This window comes from Paramagnetospirillum kuznetsovii, from assembly GCF_003284725.1.
In the GTDB taxonomy this organism is placed as follows: domain Bacteria; phylum Pseudomonadota; class Alphaproteobacteria; order Rhodospirillales; family Magnetospirillaceae; genus Phaeospirillum; species Phaeospirillum kuznetsovii.
This window is the reverse complement of sequence record NZ_PGTO01000003.1, coordinates 218,830-237,535: the sequence shown is the minus strand read 5'-3', so window position 1 is coordinate 237,535 and position 18,706 is coordinate 218,830. Positions and strand designations below refer to the sequence as shown.

General features: G+C 66.0%; 15 protein-coding genes. 10 read left to right on the top strand and 5 right to left on the bottom strand.

Going from position 1 to position 18,706, the window contains the following annotated elements:
* Window positions 1-53 precede the first annotated feature (53 nt).
* From CU669_RS06005 to CU669_RS05995, 3 genes are all read right to left on the bottom strand, one after another.
* The gene (locus tag CU669_RS06005) at window positions 54-1,256 is read right to left on the bottom strand and encodes a pyridoxal phosphate-dependent aminotransferase (RefSeq protein ID WP_112142913.1); all 1,203 of its coding nucleotides are present in this window, start codon (window positions 1,254-1,256) and stop codon (window positions 54-56) included.
* A gap of 103 nt (window positions 1,257-1,359) precedes the next feature.
* Window positions 1,360-1,656: a type II toxin-antitoxin system RelE/ParE family toxin gene (locus CU669_RS06000; RefSeq protein WP_112142912.1), complete on the bottom strand. Its 297-nt coding sequence runs from the start codon at window positions 1,654-1,656 to the stop codon at window positions 1,360-1,362.
* Window positions 1,649-1,882, bottom strand: coding sequence for a type II toxin-antitoxin system ParD family antitoxin (locus tag CU669_RS05995; protein WP_112142911.1), 234 nt, complete (start codon window positions 1,880-1,882; stop codon window positions 1,649-1,651). Before CU669_RS05995 ends, CU669_RS06000 begins: the two co-directional genes overlap by 8 nt.
* Window positions 1,883-2,030: 148 nt before the next feature.
* Here CU669_RS05995 and CU669_RS05990 point away from each other — a divergent pair, with 148 nt between their 5' ends.
* The 8 genes from CU669_RS05990 (at window position 2,031) to CU669_RS05955 (ending at window position 11,900) form a co-directional block, all read left to right on the top strand.
* Window positions 2,031-3,671, top strand: a complete 1,641-nt coding sequence (locus CU669_RS05990; RefSeq protein WP_112142910.1) for an ArnT family glycosyltransferase — start codon at window positions 2,031-2,033, stop codon at window positions 3,669-3,671.
* Entirely contained in the window at window positions 3,668-4,456 is a 789-nt protein-coding gene (locus CU669_RS05985; RefSeq protein ID WP_112142909.1) for a phosphatase PAP2 family protein, read from the top strand. Before CU669_RS05990 ends, CU669_RS05985 begins: the two co-directional genes overlap by 4 nt.
* A 181-nt stretch (window positions 4,457-4,637) precedes the next feature.
* The gene (gene hyfB, locus CU669_RS05980) at window positions 4,638-6,647 is read left to right on the top strand and encodes a hydrogenase 4 subunit B (RefSeq protein WP_112142908.1); all 2,010 of its coding nucleotides are present in this window, start codon (window positions 4,638-4,640) and stop codon (window positions 6,645-6,647) included.
* Window positions 6,648-6,750: 103 nt separating this feature from the next.
* Window positions 6,751-7,698 carry a respiratory chain complex I subunit 1 family protein gene (locus CU669_RS05975; RefSeq protein ID WP_112142907.1) on the top strand — a complete coding sequence of 316 codons (948 nt, stop codon included), beginning with the start codon at window positions 6,751-6,753 and terminating at the stop codon, window positions 7,696-7,698.
* Complete coding sequence (locus CU669_RS05970; RefSeq protein ID WP_112142906.1) at window positions 7,698-8,369, top strand: hydrogenase-4 component E; 672 nt, start codon at window positions 7,698-7,700, stop codon at window positions 8,367-8,369. Before CU669_RS05975 ends, CU669_RS05970 begins: the two co-directional genes overlap by 1 nt.
* Window positions 8,366-9,856, top strand: coding sequence for a hydrogenase 4 subunit F (locus CU669_RS05965; RefSeq protein WP_112142905.1), 1,491 nt, complete (start codon window positions 8,366-8,368; stop codon window positions 9,854-9,856). Before CU669_RS05970 ends, CU669_RS05965 begins: the two co-directional genes overlap by 4 nt.
* A complete protein-coding gene (locus CU669_RS05960) occupies window positions 9,853-11,373 on the top strand; it encodes a hydrogenase large subunit (protein WP_239988564.1) in 1,521 nt (506 codons plus the stop codon). The genes CU669_RS05965 and CU669_RS05960 overlap by 4 nt, the downstream gene beginning before the upstream one ends.
* Window positions 11,370-11,900, top strand: coding sequence for an NADH-quinone oxidoreductase subunit B family protein (locus tag CU669_RS05955; RefSeq protein WP_112142904.1), 531 nt, complete (start codon window positions 11,370-11,372; stop codon window positions 11,898-11,900). The genes CU669_RS05960 and CU669_RS05955 overlap by 4 nt, the downstream gene beginning before the upstream one ends.
* 98 nt (window positions 11,901-11,998) lie before the next feature.
* On the opposite strand, the gene CU669_RS05950 is transcribed toward CU669_RS05955, so the two are convergent.
* Window positions 11,999-12,775, bottom strand: coding sequence for an FCD domain-containing protein (locus tag CU669_RS05950; protein ID WP_112142903.1), 777 nt, complete (start codon window positions 12,773-12,775; stop codon window positions 11,999-12,001).
* 149 nt (window positions 12,776-12,924) lie between these two features.
* On the opposite strand from CU669_RS05950, the gene pyc reads away from it, so the two are divergent.
* A complete protein-coding gene (pyc, locus tag CU669_RS05945) occupies window positions 12,925-16,386 on the top strand; it encodes a pyruvate carboxylase (RefSeq protein ID WP_112142902.1) in 3,462 nt (1,153 codons plus the stop codon).
* Between the two features lie 108 nt (window positions 16,387-16,494).
* Window positions 16,495-16,725 carry an FmdB family zinc ribbon protein gene (locus CU669_RS05940; protein ID WP_112142901.1) on the top strand — a complete coding sequence of 77 codons (231 nt, stop codon included), beginning with the start codon at window positions 16,495-16,497 and terminating at the stop codon, window positions 16,723-16,725.
* Between the two features lie 258 nt (window positions 16,726-16,983).
* Here the strand turns inward: CU669_RS05940 and ftsZ are convergent, their stop codons facing one another.
* Window positions 16,984-18,684 carry a cell division protein FtsZ gene (gene ftsZ / locus CU669_RS05935; protein ID WP_112142900.1) on the bottom strand — a complete coding sequence of 567 codons (1,701 nt, stop codon included), beginning with the start codon at window positions 18,682-18,684 and terminating at the stop codon, window positions 16,984-16,986.
* Between the last annotated feature and the right edge of the window lie 22 nt (window positions 18,685-18,706).

The window sequence follows — 18,706 nt, the reverse complement described above, 5'->3', positions numbered from 1 at the left end:
ATAAAAAAGGGGCGGTTCCTTGCGGAGCCGCCCCTTGTCGTTTCTGCGACCGTCTATTTCAGGCTTTCGCAAAAGCGCTTGATGCGCTCGCCCGCCTTGGTCAATGCCGCGTCCGAGGTGGCGTAGGAAATGCGGAAATAAGGCTCCAGGCCGAAGGCGGCGCCCTGGACCACGGCGACGCCTTCCTGCTCCAGCAGATAGGTGGCGAAGTCGGAATCGCTGGCGATCACCTTGCCGTCGGGGGTCTTCTTGCCGATCAGCCCGGCGCAGGACGGATAGACATAGAAGGCGCCTTCCGGGGTACGGCAGGTGATGCCGGGGCACTGGTTCAGCAGGCCGACGATGAGGTCGCGGCGGCGCTTGAACACCTCGGCGTTCTTCGGGATGAAGTCCTGGGTGCCGTTCAGTGCTTCCACCGAGGCGGCCTGGCTGATGGACGAGGTGTGGGTCACCGACTGGGACTGGATCATGTTGATGGCTTTGATGATGGGCAGCGGCCCGGCGGCATAGCCGACGCGCCAGCCGGTCATGGCATAGGCCTTCGACACGCCGTTCATGGTCAGGGTGCGGTCATAGAGCTTGGGCTCCACCTGGGCCGGGGTGGTGAACTCGAAGCCGTCATAGACTAGGTGCTCGTACATGTCGTCGGACATGATCCACACATGGGGATGCTTCAGCAGCACGTCGGTCAGGGCCTTCAGCTCGGCGCGGGTATAGGCGGCGCCGGTGGGGTTGGACGGCGAATTCAGCACCAGCCACTTGGTCTTGGGCGTGATGGCCGCTTCGAGGTCGGCGGGTTGCAGCTTGAAGCCCTTGTCCTCGGGGCAGGCGACGAAGACCGGCTTGCCGCCGAACATCAGGGCGATGTCGGGATAGCTGACCCAATAGGGGGCGGGGACGATCACTTCGTCGCCGGGGTTCACGGTGGCCATGAAGGCGTTGAAGATCACGCCCTTGCCGCCGACGCCGACGGTGATCTGGTCGGCGGTGTAGTCGAGGCCGTTCTCGCGCTTGAACTTCGCGGCGATGGCCTGGCGCAGTTCCAGCGTTCCGGCGGGCGGGCCGTACTTGGTCACGCCCTTGTCGATGGCGGTCTTGGCCACCGCCTTGATGTTGTCCGGGGTGTCGAAGTCGGGCTCGCCGGCGCCCAGCCCGATGACGTCGCGGCCGGCGGCCTTGAGCTCGGCGGCCTTCTGGGTCACCGCGATGGTCGGAGACGGCTTGATGACGGAAAGCCTGTCGGCGATGAACGGCATGATGAAACCTCGAGATGGAAGCAAAAAAGGGGCGCCACCCTAACCCGGATTTCCGATCATGTCATCCGGCGCATGGGCGGGATGCGGAGGGGGCGGAGGCTGGTCAGGAATCCATATGGCGTTGACTATCCATGGAATGGTGCAGGACTCGGACGACGAAAATACCGCCATTCTCCATCAGATAATAGATCACATGCCCGGCATGGGCATGACGCATCAACTCTTGGTGCCGCGTGCCCGCCGGACGCCCGAGGCGGGGATTGCCGACCAGCATTCGCAGGCAGTCTGACAGATCGGCGTAATAGGCATCCGCCCGGGCTTCGCCGAAACTTCGGTGGGAGTAAACGTATATCTCGTCCAGATCGGCGGCGGCGGCATTGGAAAGGACGTAATCACCCATGCCGCAGGCGAGCCTTGGCGTCGGCCATGATGTCGTCGGCCTTGCGCGGGCTGCGTCCGCTCGTCAGCCCCTGGTCGATGGCGGCCTCAAGCGCCTGCGCCCGCCGCTGATCGTGCCGGATCAGGTCGCGGATGTAGTCGCTGGCATTGGCGTATTCGCCGCCCTTGACCTGGACCTCCACCCATTCCCGCATGGGGTCGGGCAGGGAAACATTCATCGTCGCCATGAGAACCTCCTGTTGGCGGCATCATGGCATAGTTTGCCAAGCATTGCCATGCATCGAGGGGCGGAGGACTGTAGCGCCCTTGACCTGCACGCGGACTTCGTGCTGTTGATGCCTGCCCCATTGCCTCGCCATCGGGAAAGACCAGGACGTGGAACGACTGACCGGCGGTTTTCGCCCCTATCTGCTGTTGAGCCTGCTGTGTCTGTTCCTGTATCTGCCGGGACTGGCGAGCGTGCCGCCGCTGGACCGCGACGAGTCGCGCTTCGTCCAGGCCACCCGCCAGATGCTGGAAACCGGCGATTTCATCCGCATCCAGTTCCAGCACGAGATGCGGGCCAAGAAGCCGGTGGGCACCTATTGGCTTCAGGCCGCCAGCGTCAGCCTGTTGTCCGACAAGGCCAGCGCCGAGATCTGGCCCTATCGCCTGCCATCCGCCCTGGCGGCCTGGGCGGCGGTGCTGATGACCTTCGCCTTCGGGCGCAGCCTGTTCGGGCGCGAGACGGCCCTGCTGGGCGCCGCCCTGCTGGCATCCTGCCTGATCCTGGTGTCGGAAGCCCATCAGGCCAAGACCGACGCCTTGATGCTGGCGACGGCGGTGGCGGCGCAAGGGGCGCTGGGGCGCTTCTACATGGCGTCCAAGGGGGCCGGGCCTGCCCCCGCCATCTGGGTCGCCCTGGTGTTCTGGATCGCCATCGGCCTGTCCATCCTGCTCAAGGGGCCGGTGATCCCGGCCATCGTCGTGCTGACCATCCTGGCCCTGATCATCGCCGATAAAAAGGCGGGCTGGCTGGTGGGATTGCGGCCCATGACCGGCATGCTGGTGGCCGCCGCCATCGCCGGGCCGTGGTTCGCCGCCATTTCCCAGGCGACCGGCGGCGCCTTCGTCGGCGAGGCGGTCAAGGGCGACCTGCTGCCCAAGCTGCTGGGCGCCCAGGAAAGCCATGGCGGCTGGCCCGGCACCTATCTTGCCCTGGCGGCGGTGACATTGTGGCCCGCCTCGCTGCTGCTGTGGCCGGGCCTGATCCTGGCATGGCGGGAAAGACTGCGTCCCCAGGTGCGCTTCTGCCTCGCCTGGGCGATTCCGGCCTGGGTGATGTTCGAGATCGTGCCCACCAAGCTGCCCCATTACCCCTTGCCCACCTATCCCGCCCTGACCTTGCTGATGGCCGCCGCCGTGGTCGGCGCCGCGCCCTTGCTGGCGGCCCGCTGGGCCAAGGTCTGGTACGCCGTCTGGGGCATCATCGTCCTGGTCCTGGCGGCGGCGGTTGTGATCGCGCCGACCCAGTTCGCCGAGGGCTTCTCGCTGGTCAGCATTCCGTCGGCCGCCGCCATGGTGGTCATGGGCGGTCTGACGGTGGTCATGGCCCTGCGCGGCCGCATGCGGGCCTCGGTCCTGGCTTCGGTGGTGCTGGCCGTCACCTCGTTCCAGGTGGTGTTCGAAGGCGTGCTGCCGGGGCTGGATTACCTCTTCGTCAGCCGCTCCGCCGCCCGGCTGGTGGCCGAACGTCCCCATCGCGGCGCCGTGGTGGTGGCGGGCTATTCCGAGCCCAGTCTGGTCTTCCTTCTGGGGACCGACACGGTCCTGACCACCGGCCCCAACGCCGCCAATCATCTACTGAATGGCCCCAGCGCCCTGGTGCTGGTGTCCGACCGCGAGGAACAGGCCTTCTTCGCCGCCGCCGCCGCCCAGGCGGTCAAGCCGGTGGTGGTGGGCATGGTCAAGGGCTTCAATTATTCCCGTGGCAAGCCGGTGACGCTGACCGCCTATGCGGTGGAGGGCAAGCTGTGACCATTCTCGACCGCCTCGTCCTGGCCTGGGAGAGAAGCGTCGGCGCGCTGGCCGAGCGTTGGCGCGACGCCGCCGGTTTCCGGCAGGCCGTGGCCGATCAATGGGAGCGCACCGAGCGGCGGCCGTTGACCTGGATGACGGTCTATGCCGCCGGGCCGATCGTCATCGGCTATGTCGTGTTGGACCGGCCGCTGGCCTTGTGGCTGAAGGCCAAGGTGGGCGGCGAGTTCGAGGGATTCCTCAAGACGGTGACCCATCTCGGTCTCGGCGGTGTCTGGCTGATTCCGTCGGGCGTCTTGCTGGTGATGATCTTTCTGGCGTGGCGGGCGGCTCCGACCCTGGAGATCCGCGCCAAATTAGAGCGGGCGGCCTGGGTTCCCGGTTTTCTGTTCCTGTCGGTGGCGGGGTCGGGCCTGCTCAATAGCCTGATCAAGATCCTGGTGGGCCGCACCCGGCCCAAGCTGCTGTTCGAGCAGGGGCTTTACGACTTCGCGCCCTTGACCCATGCCTATGCCACCAATTCGTTTCCGTCCGGGCATTCCCAGGCCGCCTTCGCCGCCATGACGGCGTTGATGCTGATCTTTCCACGCTATGACATCGCGTTTGTGGCCATGGCGGTTCTGGTGGCGGCCTCGCGGGTGCTGACCACCGTGCATTTCTTCTCTGACGCGGTGATGGGGGCGTGGCTGGGCGTGGTGGTCACCATCTTGATCCATCGCCTGCTGACCATGCGGGGCATCGAGGTGCGGCTGCGGTTCGAGCGGGATCGTCGGCTAGGGCAATAGAGCGCGATGACAATGGGTTGAAGCGTCGTCGCTTCAGCCCATTGGCTGAATCGCCCTCTAACCATCCGGCAATAGCGTTCCACATCGCTTGCGCGCGCTGTATCGCGTGCTATGATTCCGTCCTTCCGGTAGGGGCGATACTGATGATTCCTGGTGACATAGACACGGGGGCGAACGGCAGATGCTGATCGCGTCCGCCTTGTCCGCTCTTTTGGCGCTCGCCGTGTTCGGCGTGCTGGCCGGGGGCGAGATGTGGCGGCACCGGGTCGTCTATCTGGGCTGCGCCATCGCCAGCCTGGTGCTTTTGGCCGGAGGGCTGAAGCATCTGGGCCAGACGCCGGGAACCGGCCCGGCCATCGTGCTGCCCATCGGCCTGCCCTGGATGGCGGCCCATTTCCGTCTCGACAACCTGTCGGCCCTGTTCATGGTCATCGTCAATCTGGGCACCACCGCGGCATCGGTGTTCGGCATCGGCTATTGCGACCATGTGCCCGAGCCGCGCCGGGTGACGCCGTTCTTTCCGCTGTTCCTGTTCGGCATGAACGCGGTGCTGATCTCCGACGACGCCTTCATGTTCCTGGTGTCGTGGGAATTCATGTCGCTGGCGTCCTGGCTGCTGGTGTTGTCCGATCACAGGAACGAGGAAAGCCGCTCGGCGGCCTTCGTCTATCTGATGATGGCCACCTTCGGCACCTTCTGCCTGCTGACCTGTTTCGGCCTGATGGCCGGGGCCGAGGGCGGCTATTCCTTTCCCGCCATGCGCCTGCATGGGATGGACGGTCTGACCAGCTTTCTGGTGGTGCTGCTGGCGCTGTTGGGGGCGGGGTCCAAGGCCGGGCTGGTGCCGTTGCACGCGTGGCTGCCGCTGGCCCATCCGGCGGCGCCCAGCCATGTCTCCGCCCTGATGAGCGGCGTGATGACCAAGGTGGCGCTCTACGGCCTGATCCGCATCCTGTTCGACCTGCATGGCCATGTGGCCTGGGGCTGGGGGGCGGTGCTGATGGGGATCGGCGGCGTCACGGCGGTGCTGGGCGTGCTCTACGCCATCCTGCAGGACGATCTGAAGAAGCTGCTGGCCTATTCCACGGTGGAGAATATCGGCGTCGTGGTCATCGGCCTCGGCCTCGCCATCGCCTTCAAGGATAGCGGCGAGAAGGCCCTGGCCGCCCTGGCGCTGGTGGCGGGGCTGTATCACATCATCAATCATTCCATCTTCAAGACCCTGCTGTTCCTGTCGGCCGGTGCCGTGATCACCGCGACGGGTGAGCGCAGTCTTAATAAGTTGGGCGGATTGCTCAACCGCATGCCGTGGACCGGCGCCGCGACGCTGGTGGGCGCCTTGGCCATCTCGGCGCTGCCGCCCTTGAACGGTTTCGTGTCGGAATGGCTGATCTTCCAGTCCTTGTTCAAGGGACCGAGCCTGCCGCACTGGGCCATGAAGTTCGGCGTGCCGGTGGTGGGCGCCATGCTGGCCCTGGCGGCCGCCCTGGCGGCCAGTTGCTTCGTGCGCGCCTATGGCATCGCCTTCCTGGGCCGTCCCCGGTCCCAGGCGGCAGCCGAGGCCCATACCCTGCCGTTTTCCATGCGCTGGAGCATGGCGGTTCTGGCGGCGCTGTGCATCATCCTAGGGGCGGTGCCGGTCACGGTGACCGACGCGGTATCCCATGTGGTCCAGCCGCTGACCGGGGTGTCCTTCGCGGTGTCGGCCGATCTGGGCTGGCCATGGCTGAGCCCGGTCAGTTCCACCCGCGGTTCCTATTCCGGCACCGTGCTGGTGATGACCGGTCTGTCGCTGTTCGTCATTTGCATCGTTCTGGTGCACGGCTTCGGCACCACGCGGGTGCGCCGCGCCGACGCCTGGGATTGCGGACATCGGGAAAATATCGTCAACGCCCAGTACAGCGGCGAAAGCTTCGCCCAGCCGTTGCGCCGGGTGTTCTGTTCCTCGCTGTTCGGCGTCAAGGAAACCGTCACCATGCCCGATCCCGGCGACATGGCTCCGGCCAAGCTGGAGGTCCGGGTGATCGACCGCATCTGGGTGTTCCTGTATCTCGGCATCGGCCGGGTGGTGGGCTTCGTGGCCGACCGGGTCAACCGCATGCAGTTCCTGACGGTGCGTCGCTACCTGCTGATGATGTTCGCCACCTTGGTGTTCATGTTGCTGGTGGTCGCGGTGAGGCAGCAGAAATGAGCGAGATGCGGGCGGGACGCCCGCGCTCCGCAGAACGGCGCTGGATCCGGAGCGCGGGCGTCCCGCCCGCCACCACCCGCCCGGCGCTTGAGGGACGTCAACAATGACCGCCATCCTCGGTCAGATCGCCCAGATCTTCCTGGTGGTGGCGCTGGCGCCGCTGATCACCGGCTGGGTTCGGCTGGTCAAGTCGCGGCTCAACGGCCGCATCGGCGCCTCGCCGTTCCAGCCCTATCGGGATTTCTACCGCCTGCTCCAGAAGGAGGCGGTGGTGGCCCATTCGGCGTCCTGGGTGTTCCGCGCCGCCCCCTATGTCACCTTCGCCGCCGTATGGCTGGCGGCCTGCATCATCCCCACCTTCACCACCAATATGGTCCTGGCGCCCGCCGCCGATCTGATCGCCCTGGTGGCGTTGTTGGGGGTGGCGCGGTTTTGGACGGCGCTGGCGGGCATGGATGTGGGCACCAGCTTCGGCGGATTGGGGGCCAGCCGCGAGATGATGATCGCCAGCTTGGCCGAGCCCGCCATGCTGATGGTCAGTTTCTCGCTGTCGCTGATCACCGGGACCACATCGCCCGCCCAGATCATCGCCTTCGTGCTGGGCGGCGGTGTCGGCATCGAGGTGTCGCTGGGGCTAGCGCTGGCGGCGCTGATCATGGTGGCCATCGCCGAGAACGGCCGCATCCCCATCGACAACCCGGCCACCCATCTGGAACTGACCATGGTGCACGAGGCCATGGTGCTGGAATATTCCGGCCGTCATCTGGCGCTGATGGAAGGGGCCGGCATGGTGCGCCTGACCCTGTTCATGGCCCTGATCTCGGGAATCTTCGCGCCCTGGGGCATGGCCCAGCCGGGGGCGGGGGCTCTGGGGGTGGCGCTGGGTCTGGGGGCTTTCCTCGCCAAATGCTTTATCCTGGCCACCGCCTTGGGCTTTTTCGAGACGGTCATCGCCAAGATGCGGGTGTTCCGCTATGCCGACTTCCTGGGCGGCGCGCTGCTGCTGGGCCTGTTGGCCACCATCTTCATCTATGTGTCGGAGGCGGTGTGATGGCCGACATCAGCCAGTTCTCCTACGAGGTGGCGCATCTGATCGGCGCCACGGTGCTGATGGCGGGATTCCAGCTTCTGTATCAGCGCCGTCTGTTCGCGGTGCTCAACACCTTCGCCTTCCAGGCCCTGGCCCTGGCGGCGGCGGCGGCGTGGCAGGCCCATGTGCAGCATGCGCCGCATCTCTATATCACCGCCGCCATCGCCCTGGTGTTCAAGGCGATGATCGTGCCCTTCGCGCTGCATTGGCTGGTGGAGAAGCTGGGTATCCACCGTTCGGTGGAAACCGCCATGTCCATCGGCTGGACCATGACCAGCGGCGTCGCCCTGGTGGCGCTGTCCATCCTGCTGGTGCTGCCGGTGACCGCCAACGCGGCGGCGCTGACGCGCGAAAGCCTGGCCCTGGCCATGAGCGTGATCCTGCTGGGCCTGCTGATGATGATCACCCGGCACAATGCGGTCACCCAGGTGGTGGGCTTCATGGCGCTGGAGAACGGACTGATCCTGGCCGCGGTGTCCGCCAAGGGCATGCCGCTGGTGGTGGAGATTTCCATCGCCTTTTCGGTGCTGGTGGCCATGACCCTGTTCGGCATCTTCTTCTTCCGCATCCGCGAGCGGTTCGAGACGCTGGACCTCAACGACCTCGAGACCTATCGGGGTGACCGCCAATGATGGGTCATCTCGCCAATTTTCCCGGGGCCGACAATCCGCTGCTGTGGATTCTGGGGGTGCCGCTGGGTTCCGCCGGTTTCCTGGTGGTGCTCAAGGAATGGCGGGTGGCCACCTGGGTCAATGTGGTGGCCTCGGCCATCACCTTCGCCTCGTCGCTGATGCTGCTGGATCATCGCCCGGCGGCGACCCGGCTGTTGTTCATCGACGACTTCAACGTCTATCTGGTGGTGCTGACCAGCTTCATCGGCCTGACCACGGCGGTGTTCTCGGCCGCCTATATCGCGCGGGAAAGCGAGGCGCAGCGGCTGTCCGACCTGCATCTGCGCTTCTATCACTCCATGTATCAGGCCTTCCTGTTCACCATGCTGCTGGCGCTGACCGCCAACAATACCGGCGTGATGTGGGTGGCGGTGGAGGCGGCGACACTGACCACCGTGCTGATGGTCAGCCTGTACCGGACCCGCGAAGCCATCGAGGCGGCGTGGAAATACTTCATCTTGTGCTCGGTGGGCATCGGGCTGGCGCTGTTCGGCACCACCCTGGTCTATCTGGCGGCGCAGCCGGTGATGGGCGACGGCGCCGACGCCATGGCCTGGACCCTGATGATCAAGCGAGCCCATGCCTTCCAGCCCGATCTGCTCAATCTGGCCTTCGTCTTCGTGCTGGTGGGATACGGCACCAAGGTCGGTCTGGCGCCGCTGCATTCCTGGCTGCCCGACGCCCATGCCGAAGGCCCGACCCCCATTTCGGCGGTGCTGTCGGGGCTGCTGCTCAACGTGGCGCTTTACGCCCTGCTGCGCTTCAAGATGCTGATCGCCGCCAACGGCCAGGCCCTGACGCCGGGGCCGCTGCTGGTGATGATGGGGCTGTCGAGCCTGTTCCTGGCCGCCTTCATGCTGTACCGGCGCGGCGACATCAAGCGGCTGTTCGCCTATTCCTCCATCGAGCATATGGGAGTGATCACCTTCGCCTTCGGCATGGGCGGCGCGCTGGCCAACTTCGCCGGGCTGATGCACATGACCATGCATTCACTGACCAAGTCGGCCATCTTCTTCGCCGTCGGCATCATCAGCCAGAACGAGGGCACCAAGCGCATCGCCGATATCAGGGGCCTGACCGCGTCGCATCCCGTGCTGGGCTGGGGCTTCGTGCTGGCCGTGCTCGCCATCGCCGGTCTGCCGCCCATGGGCGTGTTCATGAGCGAGTTCCTGGTGGTCAGTTCCACCTTCGCCCGCCAGCCGCTGCTGGCGATCCCACTGGCGCTGGGCCTGCTGTTGGCCTTCGGCGCCCTGGTCAGCCGCTTGCAGATGATGGCCTTCGGCGAGCCGCCCAAGGTGGTGGCCTCCCACGGCACCGCCACCACCTTTTCCAGCATCCTGGCCCTGACGCCTCTTTGGGTCCATATGCTGCTGGTGCTGGTGGCCGGGCTGTATCTGCCCAAGGAATTGGTGGCGTGGTTCCAGGTGGTCGCGAGGTTGCTGGGATGATGGGCAACGTCACATTGCTGGACTTCCTGTCCTCCGGCACGCCGGTGGAGGGGCATCGGCCGTTTCCCCGCTTCCGGCTGGACATCCGGGCGTGGCGGGCTTTGGTCGGGCAATTGTCCGCCTCGGACTGGACGGTGATGGCCCTGTGGGGCGAGGCGGAAGAAATCCATGTGGCGCTGTGCGACGACGATACCGGCGATATCGCCGTGGCGTCGCATCCCTGTCCGGAACGCTGGTTCGTCTCGCTGGGCCGGGCGCGGCCGGGGGCGATCCGGCTGGAGCGCGCCGTCTTCGATCTGTGGGGCCTTGCCCCCATGGGGCTGGAAGACCGCCGTCCCTGGCTGGACCACGGGCGTTGGCCCAGCCGCAGGCCGCTGTCGCCTCAGCCTCAGCCGCCCGCCGACGCGCCCTATGTCTACGACTTCCTGACGGCCGAGGGCGAGGGGCTGCACCAGATTCCGGTGGGGCCGGTCCATGCCGGAGTGATCGAGCCGGGCCATTTCCGCTTTCACTGCCAGGGCGAGGCGGTGGTGCGGCTGGAACAGCGTCTCGGCTATCTCCACAAGGGCATCACCGGCCTGCTGGCGGGCAAGACCGCCGAACAGGCGGCCCGCATCGCCGGTCGGGTGTCGGGCGACGCCACCGTCGCCTATGCCACCGCCTTCTCGCGGGCGGTGGAGGCCGCCACGGGCTGCGAGATTCCGCCCCGCGCCCATTGGCTACGGGCCTTGATGGCGGAAATGGAGCGCATCGCCAACCACGTCTTCGACATCGGGGCGGTGTGCAACGACGCCGCCTTCGCCATCATGCTGTCCCATATGGGGGTGCTGCGCGAGAAGATGGTGCGGGCCAACGACGCCCTGTTCGGCCATCGCCTGCTGATGGATCGGGTGGTGCCGGGCGGCGTGTCGCGCGATCTGGCCGACGAGGGGGCCGAGGCGCTGAAATACCTGCTGCACGGCTTTTCCAAGGATTTCGAGCGGGCCTTCAAGATCTACGACAACACCCCCTCGCTGTCGGACCGCACCCAAGGGACCGGCATCGCCCAGTCATCGCTGGTCCATCGCTATGGCGCGGGGGGCTTCGTCGGCCGCGCCTCGGGGCGCGGGCACGATGCGCGCCGGGCGCCCGGCTATGCGCCCTATGACATGCTGGATCTGACCATTCCGGTTTACAGCGAGGGCGACGTCAATGCCCGCCTGATGGTTCGCTTCGACGAGGTCCGCGAAAGCCTGGGCCTGATCACCCAGATCCTGGCCGACATGCCGCCGGGCGCCTATCAGGTGCCCTTGCCGCAGGTGGCGGGTGAGGGCATGGCGGTGAGCGAAAGCTTCCGGGGCGAGGTGCTGGCCTGGGTGCGCATGGCCGAGGACGGCGAGGTGATGGCCGGGCATCTGCACGATCCCAGCTGGTTCCAGTGGCCGCTGCTGGAAGCCGCCATCGAAGGCAATATCGTCGCCGACTTCCCGCTGTGCAACAAGTCGTTCAACTGCTCCTACACGGGGGTTGATCTATGATTCCCCCTATTTCCAAGGTTCTGTTCAAGCATCTGGTGCGCGGGCCGCATACCATGCGCAATGTGCCGCCGCCCGATCCCGACGGCAGCGAGGAACTGGCCCGGGCCCTGGGCGAGGCGGTGCGTCAGCGCCTGGGACGCTCGCTGGCCATTCGCGAGGTGGATGCCGGGTCGTGCAATGCCTGCGAGTTGGAAATCCACGCCGTCAACAATCCCATCTACGACTTGGAACGCTTCGGCATTCGCTTTGTCGCCAGCCCCCGTCACGCCGACGTGCTGCTGGTGACCGGGCCGGTCAGCACCAATATGGCCGAGGCGCTTCGTCGCACCTATGACGCAACGCCCGATCCCAAATGGGTGGTCGCCATGGGCGATTGCGGCAAGGACGGCGGCTGTTTCAAGGGCTCCTACGCCGTGGTCGGCGGCGTCCACGAGGTGGTGCCGGTGGATCTCCACATCCCCGGCTGCCCGCCCAGCCCGAAGCAGATTCTGGCCGGATTGCTGGCTTTGCTGGAAACGGTGTCTTAGCCAAGTCGCGCCGGGGAGGAGGTGCGGGGGGAGGAGGTGCGGGCGGGACGCCCGCGCTCCAATATTGGACGCCGGGAGCGCGGGCGTCCCGCCCGCATTCACCGCTTGGCGGCCACCAGATCGGTCCGCGCGATGCGGCGCAGCGAGACTTCCAGGCGCGCATCGGCCTTGGCGATTTCCTGCAACGCTTCCCGGGTGAAGTCGATATGGGCCTCGGCGGCGGATCGCGCCGCGATGGGATCGCCCGCCATCACCGTCTCGTAGACGGCGCGGTGCTGTTCCAGCAGAAGCTCGCGCACGCCTTGGCGCTGATACAGCTTGGCGCGGTTGTAGAACACGTCCTTGCGCAGCATGTCCGACAGCGAGCGCATGATGTGCAGCATCACCAGATTGTGCGAGGCCTCGTAGACCGCCAGATGGAAATCGGCGTCGGAATCGGCTTCGTCGCTGGAATCGTCCTTCTGGTGGGCGGCTTCCATGGTCTCGAAGCACTGCTTGATCAGGGCGCGGTCCACGTCGGTGCCACGCAGCGCCGCGAAATAGGCGGCCGAGCCCTCGACGAAGCGGCGGAACTCCAGATAATCGAAGGTGGTCTCGGGGCGGGACGCCAGGGCGGAATAAAGCGGTTCGGTGAATCCTTCGCCCAGGAGCGGCGCCACGAAGGTGGAGCCACCCCGGCCCGATGACAGCAGACCGCGCTTCTCCAGCTTCTCCAGCGCCTCGCGCAGGGACGGCCGCGACACGTCGAAGCGCTGCGCCAATTCGCGTTCGGCCAGCAGCTTCTCGCCCGGCCGCAGGCTGCCCTCCAGGATCAACTGCTCCAGGTGGTCGGCGATGGTATCGGCCAGTTTCGCTGGACGAATGGGTTCCGTCATCTTGTGACCTCATTGCGAACGAGGACTCTGTAACCTCAGCGAATGCTCATGTAAAGTCGCTTCTACCGCGAGTGTAGCACCACAAACCAGCTTTACAGAAATGGTAAAAAGATTTATCCACCGATCCTCAAAGTGAAAAAGGGTGATCCATGACCGCGACGGCTTCTTCCTCCTTTCCGCTCCGCAAGCTCCTGGTCGCCAATCGCGGCGAAATCGCCATCCGCATCTGCCGCGCCGCCACGGAACTGGGGCTGGCGACGGTTGCGATCTACTCCACCGAGGACCGCTTCGCGCTGCATCGCTTCAAGGCCGATGAAAGCTATCTGATCGGCAAGGGCAAGGGGCCCATCGACGCCTATCTCGCCATCGACGAGATCGTGCATGCGGCCAAGGAGGCGGGCTGCGACGCGGTGCATCCGGGCTATGGCTTCCTGGCGGAGAACCCGGATTTCGCCGACGCGGTGCGCGCGGCGGGCATGGTCTTCGTCGGCCCCAGCTCCGACGTCATGCGCCTGCTGGGCAACAAGGTGGCGGCGCGCAATCTGGCGGTGAAGGCGGGCGTGCCGGTGATGCCCGCCACCGGCCCGCTGCCGGACGACGGCGAGGGTTGCCTGACGCTGGCGGCCGAGGTGGGCTATCCCCTGATGCTGAAGGCCAGCTGGGGCGGCGGCGGGCGTGGCATGCGGGTTGTCGAAGGCCCCGACGAGCTGATGGAACTGGTCTCGGTGGCGCGCCGCGAAGCCAAATCCGCCTTCGGCAATGACGAGGTCTATCTGGAAAAGCTGGTGCGCCGGGCGCGTCATGTGGAAGTCCAGATCCTGGGCGATTCAAAGGGCAATCTGGTCCATCTGTTCGAGCGCGACTGCTCGGTGCAGCGGCGCAATCAGAAGGTGGTCGAGCGCGCCCCGGCGCCCTATCTGGACGGCCGCCAGCGTGACGAGCTGTGCGCCTGCGCCCTGAAGCTGGCCCAGGCGGCCCGCTATGAGAATGCCGGAACCGTCGAATTCCTGATGGATATGGAATCCGGCAAATTCTACTTCATCGAGGTCAATCCCCGCGTCCAGGTGGAACACACGGTCACCGAGGTGGTCACCGGCATCGATATCGTCAAGGCGCAGATCAGGATCGCGGGCGGCGGCTCCATCGGCTCGCCCGGTTCCGACGTGCCAAAGCAGGCCGATATCAGGCTCAACGGCCACGCCATCCAGTGCCGCATCACCACCGAGGATCCCGGCAACAACTTCATCCCCGATTACGGCCGCATCACCGCCTATCGCGGCGCGGCGGGGTTCGGCATCCGTCTCGACGGCGGCACCGCGTTCTCGGGCGCGCTGATCACGCGCTATTACGACTCGCTGCTGGAAAAGGTCACCGCCTGGGCGCCGACCCCGGAAGAAGCCATTGCCCGCATGGACCGCGCGCTTCGCGAATTCCGTATCCGGGGGGTCGCCACCAACCTCACCTTCCTGGAAGCGGTGATCAGCCATCCCCGCTTCGTCGGCTGCGCCTATACCACCCGTTTCATCGACGAGACGCCGGAACTGTTCGCCAAGCAGGACCGCCGCGACCGCGCCACCCGCATCCTGCGCTTCGTCGGCGAGGTGATGGTCAACGGCAACCCGGAGGTGGCGGGCCTCGCCAAGCCCAAGGCGCTGGCGCTGCCCGACGCGCCCGCCCATCCCCTGTCCGATCCGCCCGCCGGGTCCAGGCAGTTGCTGGACAAGCTGGGCGCCAAGGGACTGGCCAAATGGATGCTGGACCAGAAGCAAGTCCTGATCACCGACACCACCTTTCGCGATGCCCATCAGTCGCTGATCGCGACGCGCATGCGGACCTATGACCTGCAAGCGGCGGCGCCCGCCTATGCCCGCCTGCTGCCGGGTCTGTTCTCGGTGGAATGCTGGGGCGGCGCCACCTTCGACGTGGCCATGCGCTTCTTGAAGGAAGACCCGTGGGAGCGTCTGCACGGCTTTCGCAAGGCCATGCCCAACCTGCTGCTGCAAATGCTGCTGCGCTCGGCCAACGCGGTGGGCTACACCAACTATCCCGATAACGTGGTCAAGCACTTCGTCCGCCAGGCCGCCGACAATGGCGTCGATGTGTTCCGGGTGTTCGACTCGCTGAACTGGGTCGACAACATGCGGGTCGCCATGGATGCCGTGGGCGAGTCGGGCAAGCTCTGCGAGGCGGCCATCTGCTATACCGGCGATCTGTTCGATGCCGACCGGGCCAAATACGATCTCAAATACTATGTCTCCATGGCCAAGGAGCTGGAGAAGGCGGGCGCCCATGTGCTGGGCATCAAGGACATGGCCGGTCTCGCCAAGCCGCGTGCCATCGCCGCCCTGGTCAAGGCGCTGAAGCAGGAAATCGGCCTGCCCATCCACTTCCACACCCATGACACCTCCGGGCTGTCGGCGGCCAGCGTGCTGGCGGCGGTGGAAGCGGGCGTCGACGCGGTGGACGCCGCCATGGATGCCATGAGCGGGCTGACCAGCCAGCCGCCGCTGGGCTCCATCTGCGCCGCCCTGAAAGGCCACGACCGCGACCCCGGCCTGGATCATCAGGCGCTCAACCAGTTGTCCGCCTACTGGGAGAAGGTGCGCGCCGTCTATTCCCCCTTCGAGGCCGATATCCGGTCCGGCACCGCCGATGTCTATCGCCACGAGATGCCGGGCGGCCAATACACCAATCTGCGGGCTCAGGCCCGCTCGTTGGGCGTCGAGCAGCATTGGGACTGGGTGGCCCAGGCCTATGCCGACGTCAACAAGATGTTCGGCGACGTGGTCAAGGTGACTCCCACCTCCAAGGTGGTGGGCGATATGGCGCTGATGATGGTGACCAGCAATCTGACGCCCGCCGACGTGCTGGACCCCGACAAGGAAATCGCTTTTCCTGAATCGGTGGTGTCGTTCTTCAAGGGCGATCTCGGCCAGCCGGTGGGCGGCTTCCCCGCCGCCCTGCAAAAGAAGGTGCTGGGTGCCGCCAAGCCCATCACGGTTCGTCCCGGCGCGGTGTTGCCGCCCGCCGATCTGGACGCCGAGCGGGCCGAGGCGGAGAAGAAGGCCGGGCGCAAGATCTCGGAAGCGGAGCTGGCCTCCTATCTGATGTATCCCAAGGTCTTCACCGATTACGCCGCGCATCACCGCCATTACGGCGACGTCTCCATGCTGCCGTCGGATGTGTTCTTCTATGGCATGCAGCCGGGCCAGGAGATCACCATCGACCTGGAAAAGGGCAAGAGCCTGGTGGTCCGCTTCCTCGCCATCGCCGATGCCGACGAGGACGGCGAGCGCAAGGTGTTCTTCGAACTCAACGGCCAGCCCCGCACCGTCAAGGTCACCGACAAGACCGTCGCTCCTGCCCGGGTGGCGCGGCCCAAGGCGGAACCCGGCAACGCCAACCACGTTCCGGCCCCCATGCCCGGTCTGGTGGTCAGTGTCGCCGTCCATGCCGGCCAGGAGGTGGAGAAGGGCGACCTGCTGGTGGCCATCGAGGCCATGAAGATGGAAACCGCCGTCCGCGCCGAACGGGCGGGCACCATCGCCTCGGTCGCCGTCACTCCCGGCACCCAGGTGGAGGCCAAGGATCTGCTGGTGGTCATGGCATAGGATCGGCCGTGGCTCTCAAAATGGCACCATTTCCCCCCGTCCTTGATTTGGCTGGTGGCGGTGATATTCTGACGCACCGCCACCTTCGCCATATCGCGGGGGAATTTGATGCCGTTGTTCACGTATAGCTGCAAAGGGTGCGAGGCCATCTTCGAGACGTTGGTGCGCGCCTCCGATACTCCCACCTGTCCCGCCTGTGGCAGTGGAGACCTGGAACGGCAGATCGCGGCCATTGCGCCCGATGCCAAATTTCCGGGCGTTAAAAGCCGGGTGCGGGCGCAAGCCGCCCGTGAGGGGCATTTCAGCAATTATTCCCGATCCGAACGTCCCAAGAAATAGGGTGCGGCCGACCTTGGTCGGTGGCGATATCGGGTGATGGCGGTCCGTCAGGCGCGGCGACCGCGCTCTGAATGATGCGCTGTTCTCGGAGCGCGGACGCCCCGGATAGAGCCTTCTCCGTCATTCGCCCCTTCCGCTGTTTCCGGGGGGGAATACCTGGGGATGTATCAAGAAAAGAAGGCCCGTCCGGGAGAACCGGGCGGGCCTTTGAAGTTCAGCGCGGACGGGGGTTTCCCCCCGAAGGTCGTCTATGGGGCCTCAGTTCGCCTGACGGCGGAGAAAGGCCGGAATGTCCAGATCCTCACCGGAACGCGGCGGCTCGCGACGGGCTTCCATGCGGGGAGTCGGCGGCGCGGCCGGTTCCGGAGCGCGGGCGGTGGGAGCGGGCGAGACCGCTTGGCGGCCGCGATTGACCAGACGGTCGATCAGGCTGCCGACCCGGCGGGTCTCCGGCTGGGGGTGCTGCTGCGTGGGCGCGACCATGTCGTGATGGTCGGTTTCGGTAATGTTGGAAATGGCTTTGTGCATGTCCAGCATGTCGGGCTCGCGTTCGTGGCCGAAGGCCGGAGCACGGCCGAGGCTGGGCTCGGGGCGCATCTCGGGCTCCACGCGCAATTGCGGCTCTTGCCGCAATTGCGGTTCGGGCTGGCGGATGTCCAGCTCCGGCTCGCGATGGAGCCGCTGGGCGGCGGCGGCATGGCCATGGGCCTGAGCCGGTGCGTGGTGAACCGCGCTTGCGGCGACCTGCGGTTGCGCCTGGGGCTGAACCTGGGGCTGAATCCGGGGCTGGGCCGGGGTCTGGACCGAAGCCGCCGCCGGGGTCGCCACCTGCGGCCGGAATTGCGGCTGCGACTGCGGCTGCGACTGGGGCTGCTGCGCGTGGGGCTGCGGCGCATGGGGCTGCACATGGGCGGCGGCGGGCATGGCCGGGCGCGGCGTGATGGCAGGCGGAACGTTGACCAGATTGATGACGGTGGGCTTGGGCTGGGCGGCGGCTTCCGACGCGATGCCGGTGGCGACCACCGAGACCCGCATCTTGCCGTTCAGCTTCTCGTCGAAGGTGGAGCCGAAGATGATATTGGCCTCCGGGTCCACTTCGTCGCGAATGCGATTGGCGGCCTCATCCACCTCGAACAGGGTCATGTCCATGCCGCCGGTGATGTTGATCAGGACGCCCTTGGCCCCCTTCATGGAGGTGTCGTCCAGCAGCGGGTTGGAGATGGCGGCCTCGGCGGCGTCGATGGCGCGCTTGTCGCCCTCGGCCTCGCCGGTGCCCATCATGGCCTTGCCCATCTCGCTCATGACGGTGCGGATGTCGGCGAAGTCCAGATTGATCAGGCCGGGCATGATCATCAAGTCGGTGACGCCGCGCACGCCGGAATACAGCACATCGTCGGCCATCTTGAAGGCGTCGGCGAAGGTGGTGCGCTCGGTGGCGACACGGAACAGATTCTGGTTGGGGATGATGATCAGGGTATCGACGAACTGCTGCAGCTCCTCGATGGCGCCCTCTGCGGTGCGCATGCGGTGCGCGCCTTCGAAGTGGAACGGCTTGGTCACCACGCCCACGGTGAGGATGCCCTGTTCGCGGGCCGCCCGGGCGATGACGGGCGCGGCGCCCGACCCGGTGCCGCCGCCCATTCCGGCGGTGATGAACACCATGTTGGCGCCGTTGATCTGGCCCAGGATCTCGTCCAGGCTTTCCTCGGCGGCGGCGCGGCCGATATCGGGACGCGATCCGGCGCCCAGACCCTGGGTCACCTGATTGCCCAACTGGATGCGGCGTTCGGTGCGGCTTTGGCCCAGGGACTGGGCGTCGGTATTGGCGACGATGAACTCGACGCCTTCAAGCCGCGACAAAATCATGTTGTTGACGGCATTGCCTCCGGCGCCGCCGACGCCGATCACCGTGATGCGAGGCTTGAGCTCTTGAGGAGCTCCGGGAAGAAAAGTCAGCATGTCATGGTCCTCCGCGCTGTTT

Excerpts from the sequence above, each read along its gene's own strand:
- CU669_RS06000 (WP_112142912.1), bottom strand. The coding sequence starts at position 1,656 with ATGGGTGATTACGTCCTTTCCAATGCCGCCGCCGCCGATCTGGACGAG.
- CU669_RS05955 (WP_112142904.1), top strand. The coding sequence starts at position 11,370 with ATGATTCCCCCTATTTCCAAGGTTCTGTTCAAGCATCTGGTGCGCGGG.
- CU669_RS05960 (WP_239988564.1), top strand. The coding sequence starts at position 9,853 with ATGATGGGCAACGTCACATTGCTGGACTTCCTGTCCTCCGGCACGCCG.
- CU669_RS06005 (WP_112142913.1), bottom strand. The coding sequence starts at position 1,256 with ATGCCGTTCATCGCCGACAGGCTTTCCGTCATCAAGCCGTCTCCGACC.
- CU669_RS05950 (WP_112142903.1), bottom strand. The coding sequence starts at position 12,775 with ATGACGGAACCCATTCGTCCAGCGAAACTGGCCGATACCATCGCCGAC.
- CU669_RS05970 (WP_112142906.1), top strand. The coding sequence starts at position 7,698 with ATGGCCGACATCAGCCAGTTCTCCTACGAGGTGGCGCATCTGATCGGC.
- CU669_RS05975 (WP_112142907.1), top strand. The coding sequence starts at position 6,751 with ATGACCGCCATCCTCGGTCAGATCGCCCAGATCTTCCTGGTGGTGGCG.
- ftsZ (WP_112142900.1), bottom strand. The coding sequence starts at position 18,684 with ATGCTGACTTTTCTTCCCGGAGCTCCTCAAGAGCTCAAGCCTCGCATC.
- CU669_RS05940 (WP_112142901.1), top strand. The coding sequence starts at position 16,495 with ATGCCGTTGTTCACGTATAGCTGCAAAGGGTGCGAGGCCATCTTCGAG.
- CU669_RS05965 (WP_112142905.1), top strand. The coding sequence starts at position 8,366 with ATGATGGGTCATCTCGCCAATTTTCCCGGGGCCGACAATCCGCTGCTG.
- pyc (WP_112142902.1), top strand. The coding sequence starts at position 12,925 with ATGACCGCGACGGCTTCTTCCTCCTTTCCGCTCCGCAAGCTCCTGGTC.
- hyfB (WP_112142908.1), top strand. The coding sequence starts at position 4,638 with ATGCTGATCGCGTCCGCCTTGTCCGCTCTTTTGGCGCTCGCCGTGTTC.
- CU669_RS05995 (WP_112142911.1), bottom strand. The coding sequence starts at position 1,882 with ATGGCGACGATGAATGTTTCCCTGCCCGACCCCATGCGGGAATGGGTG.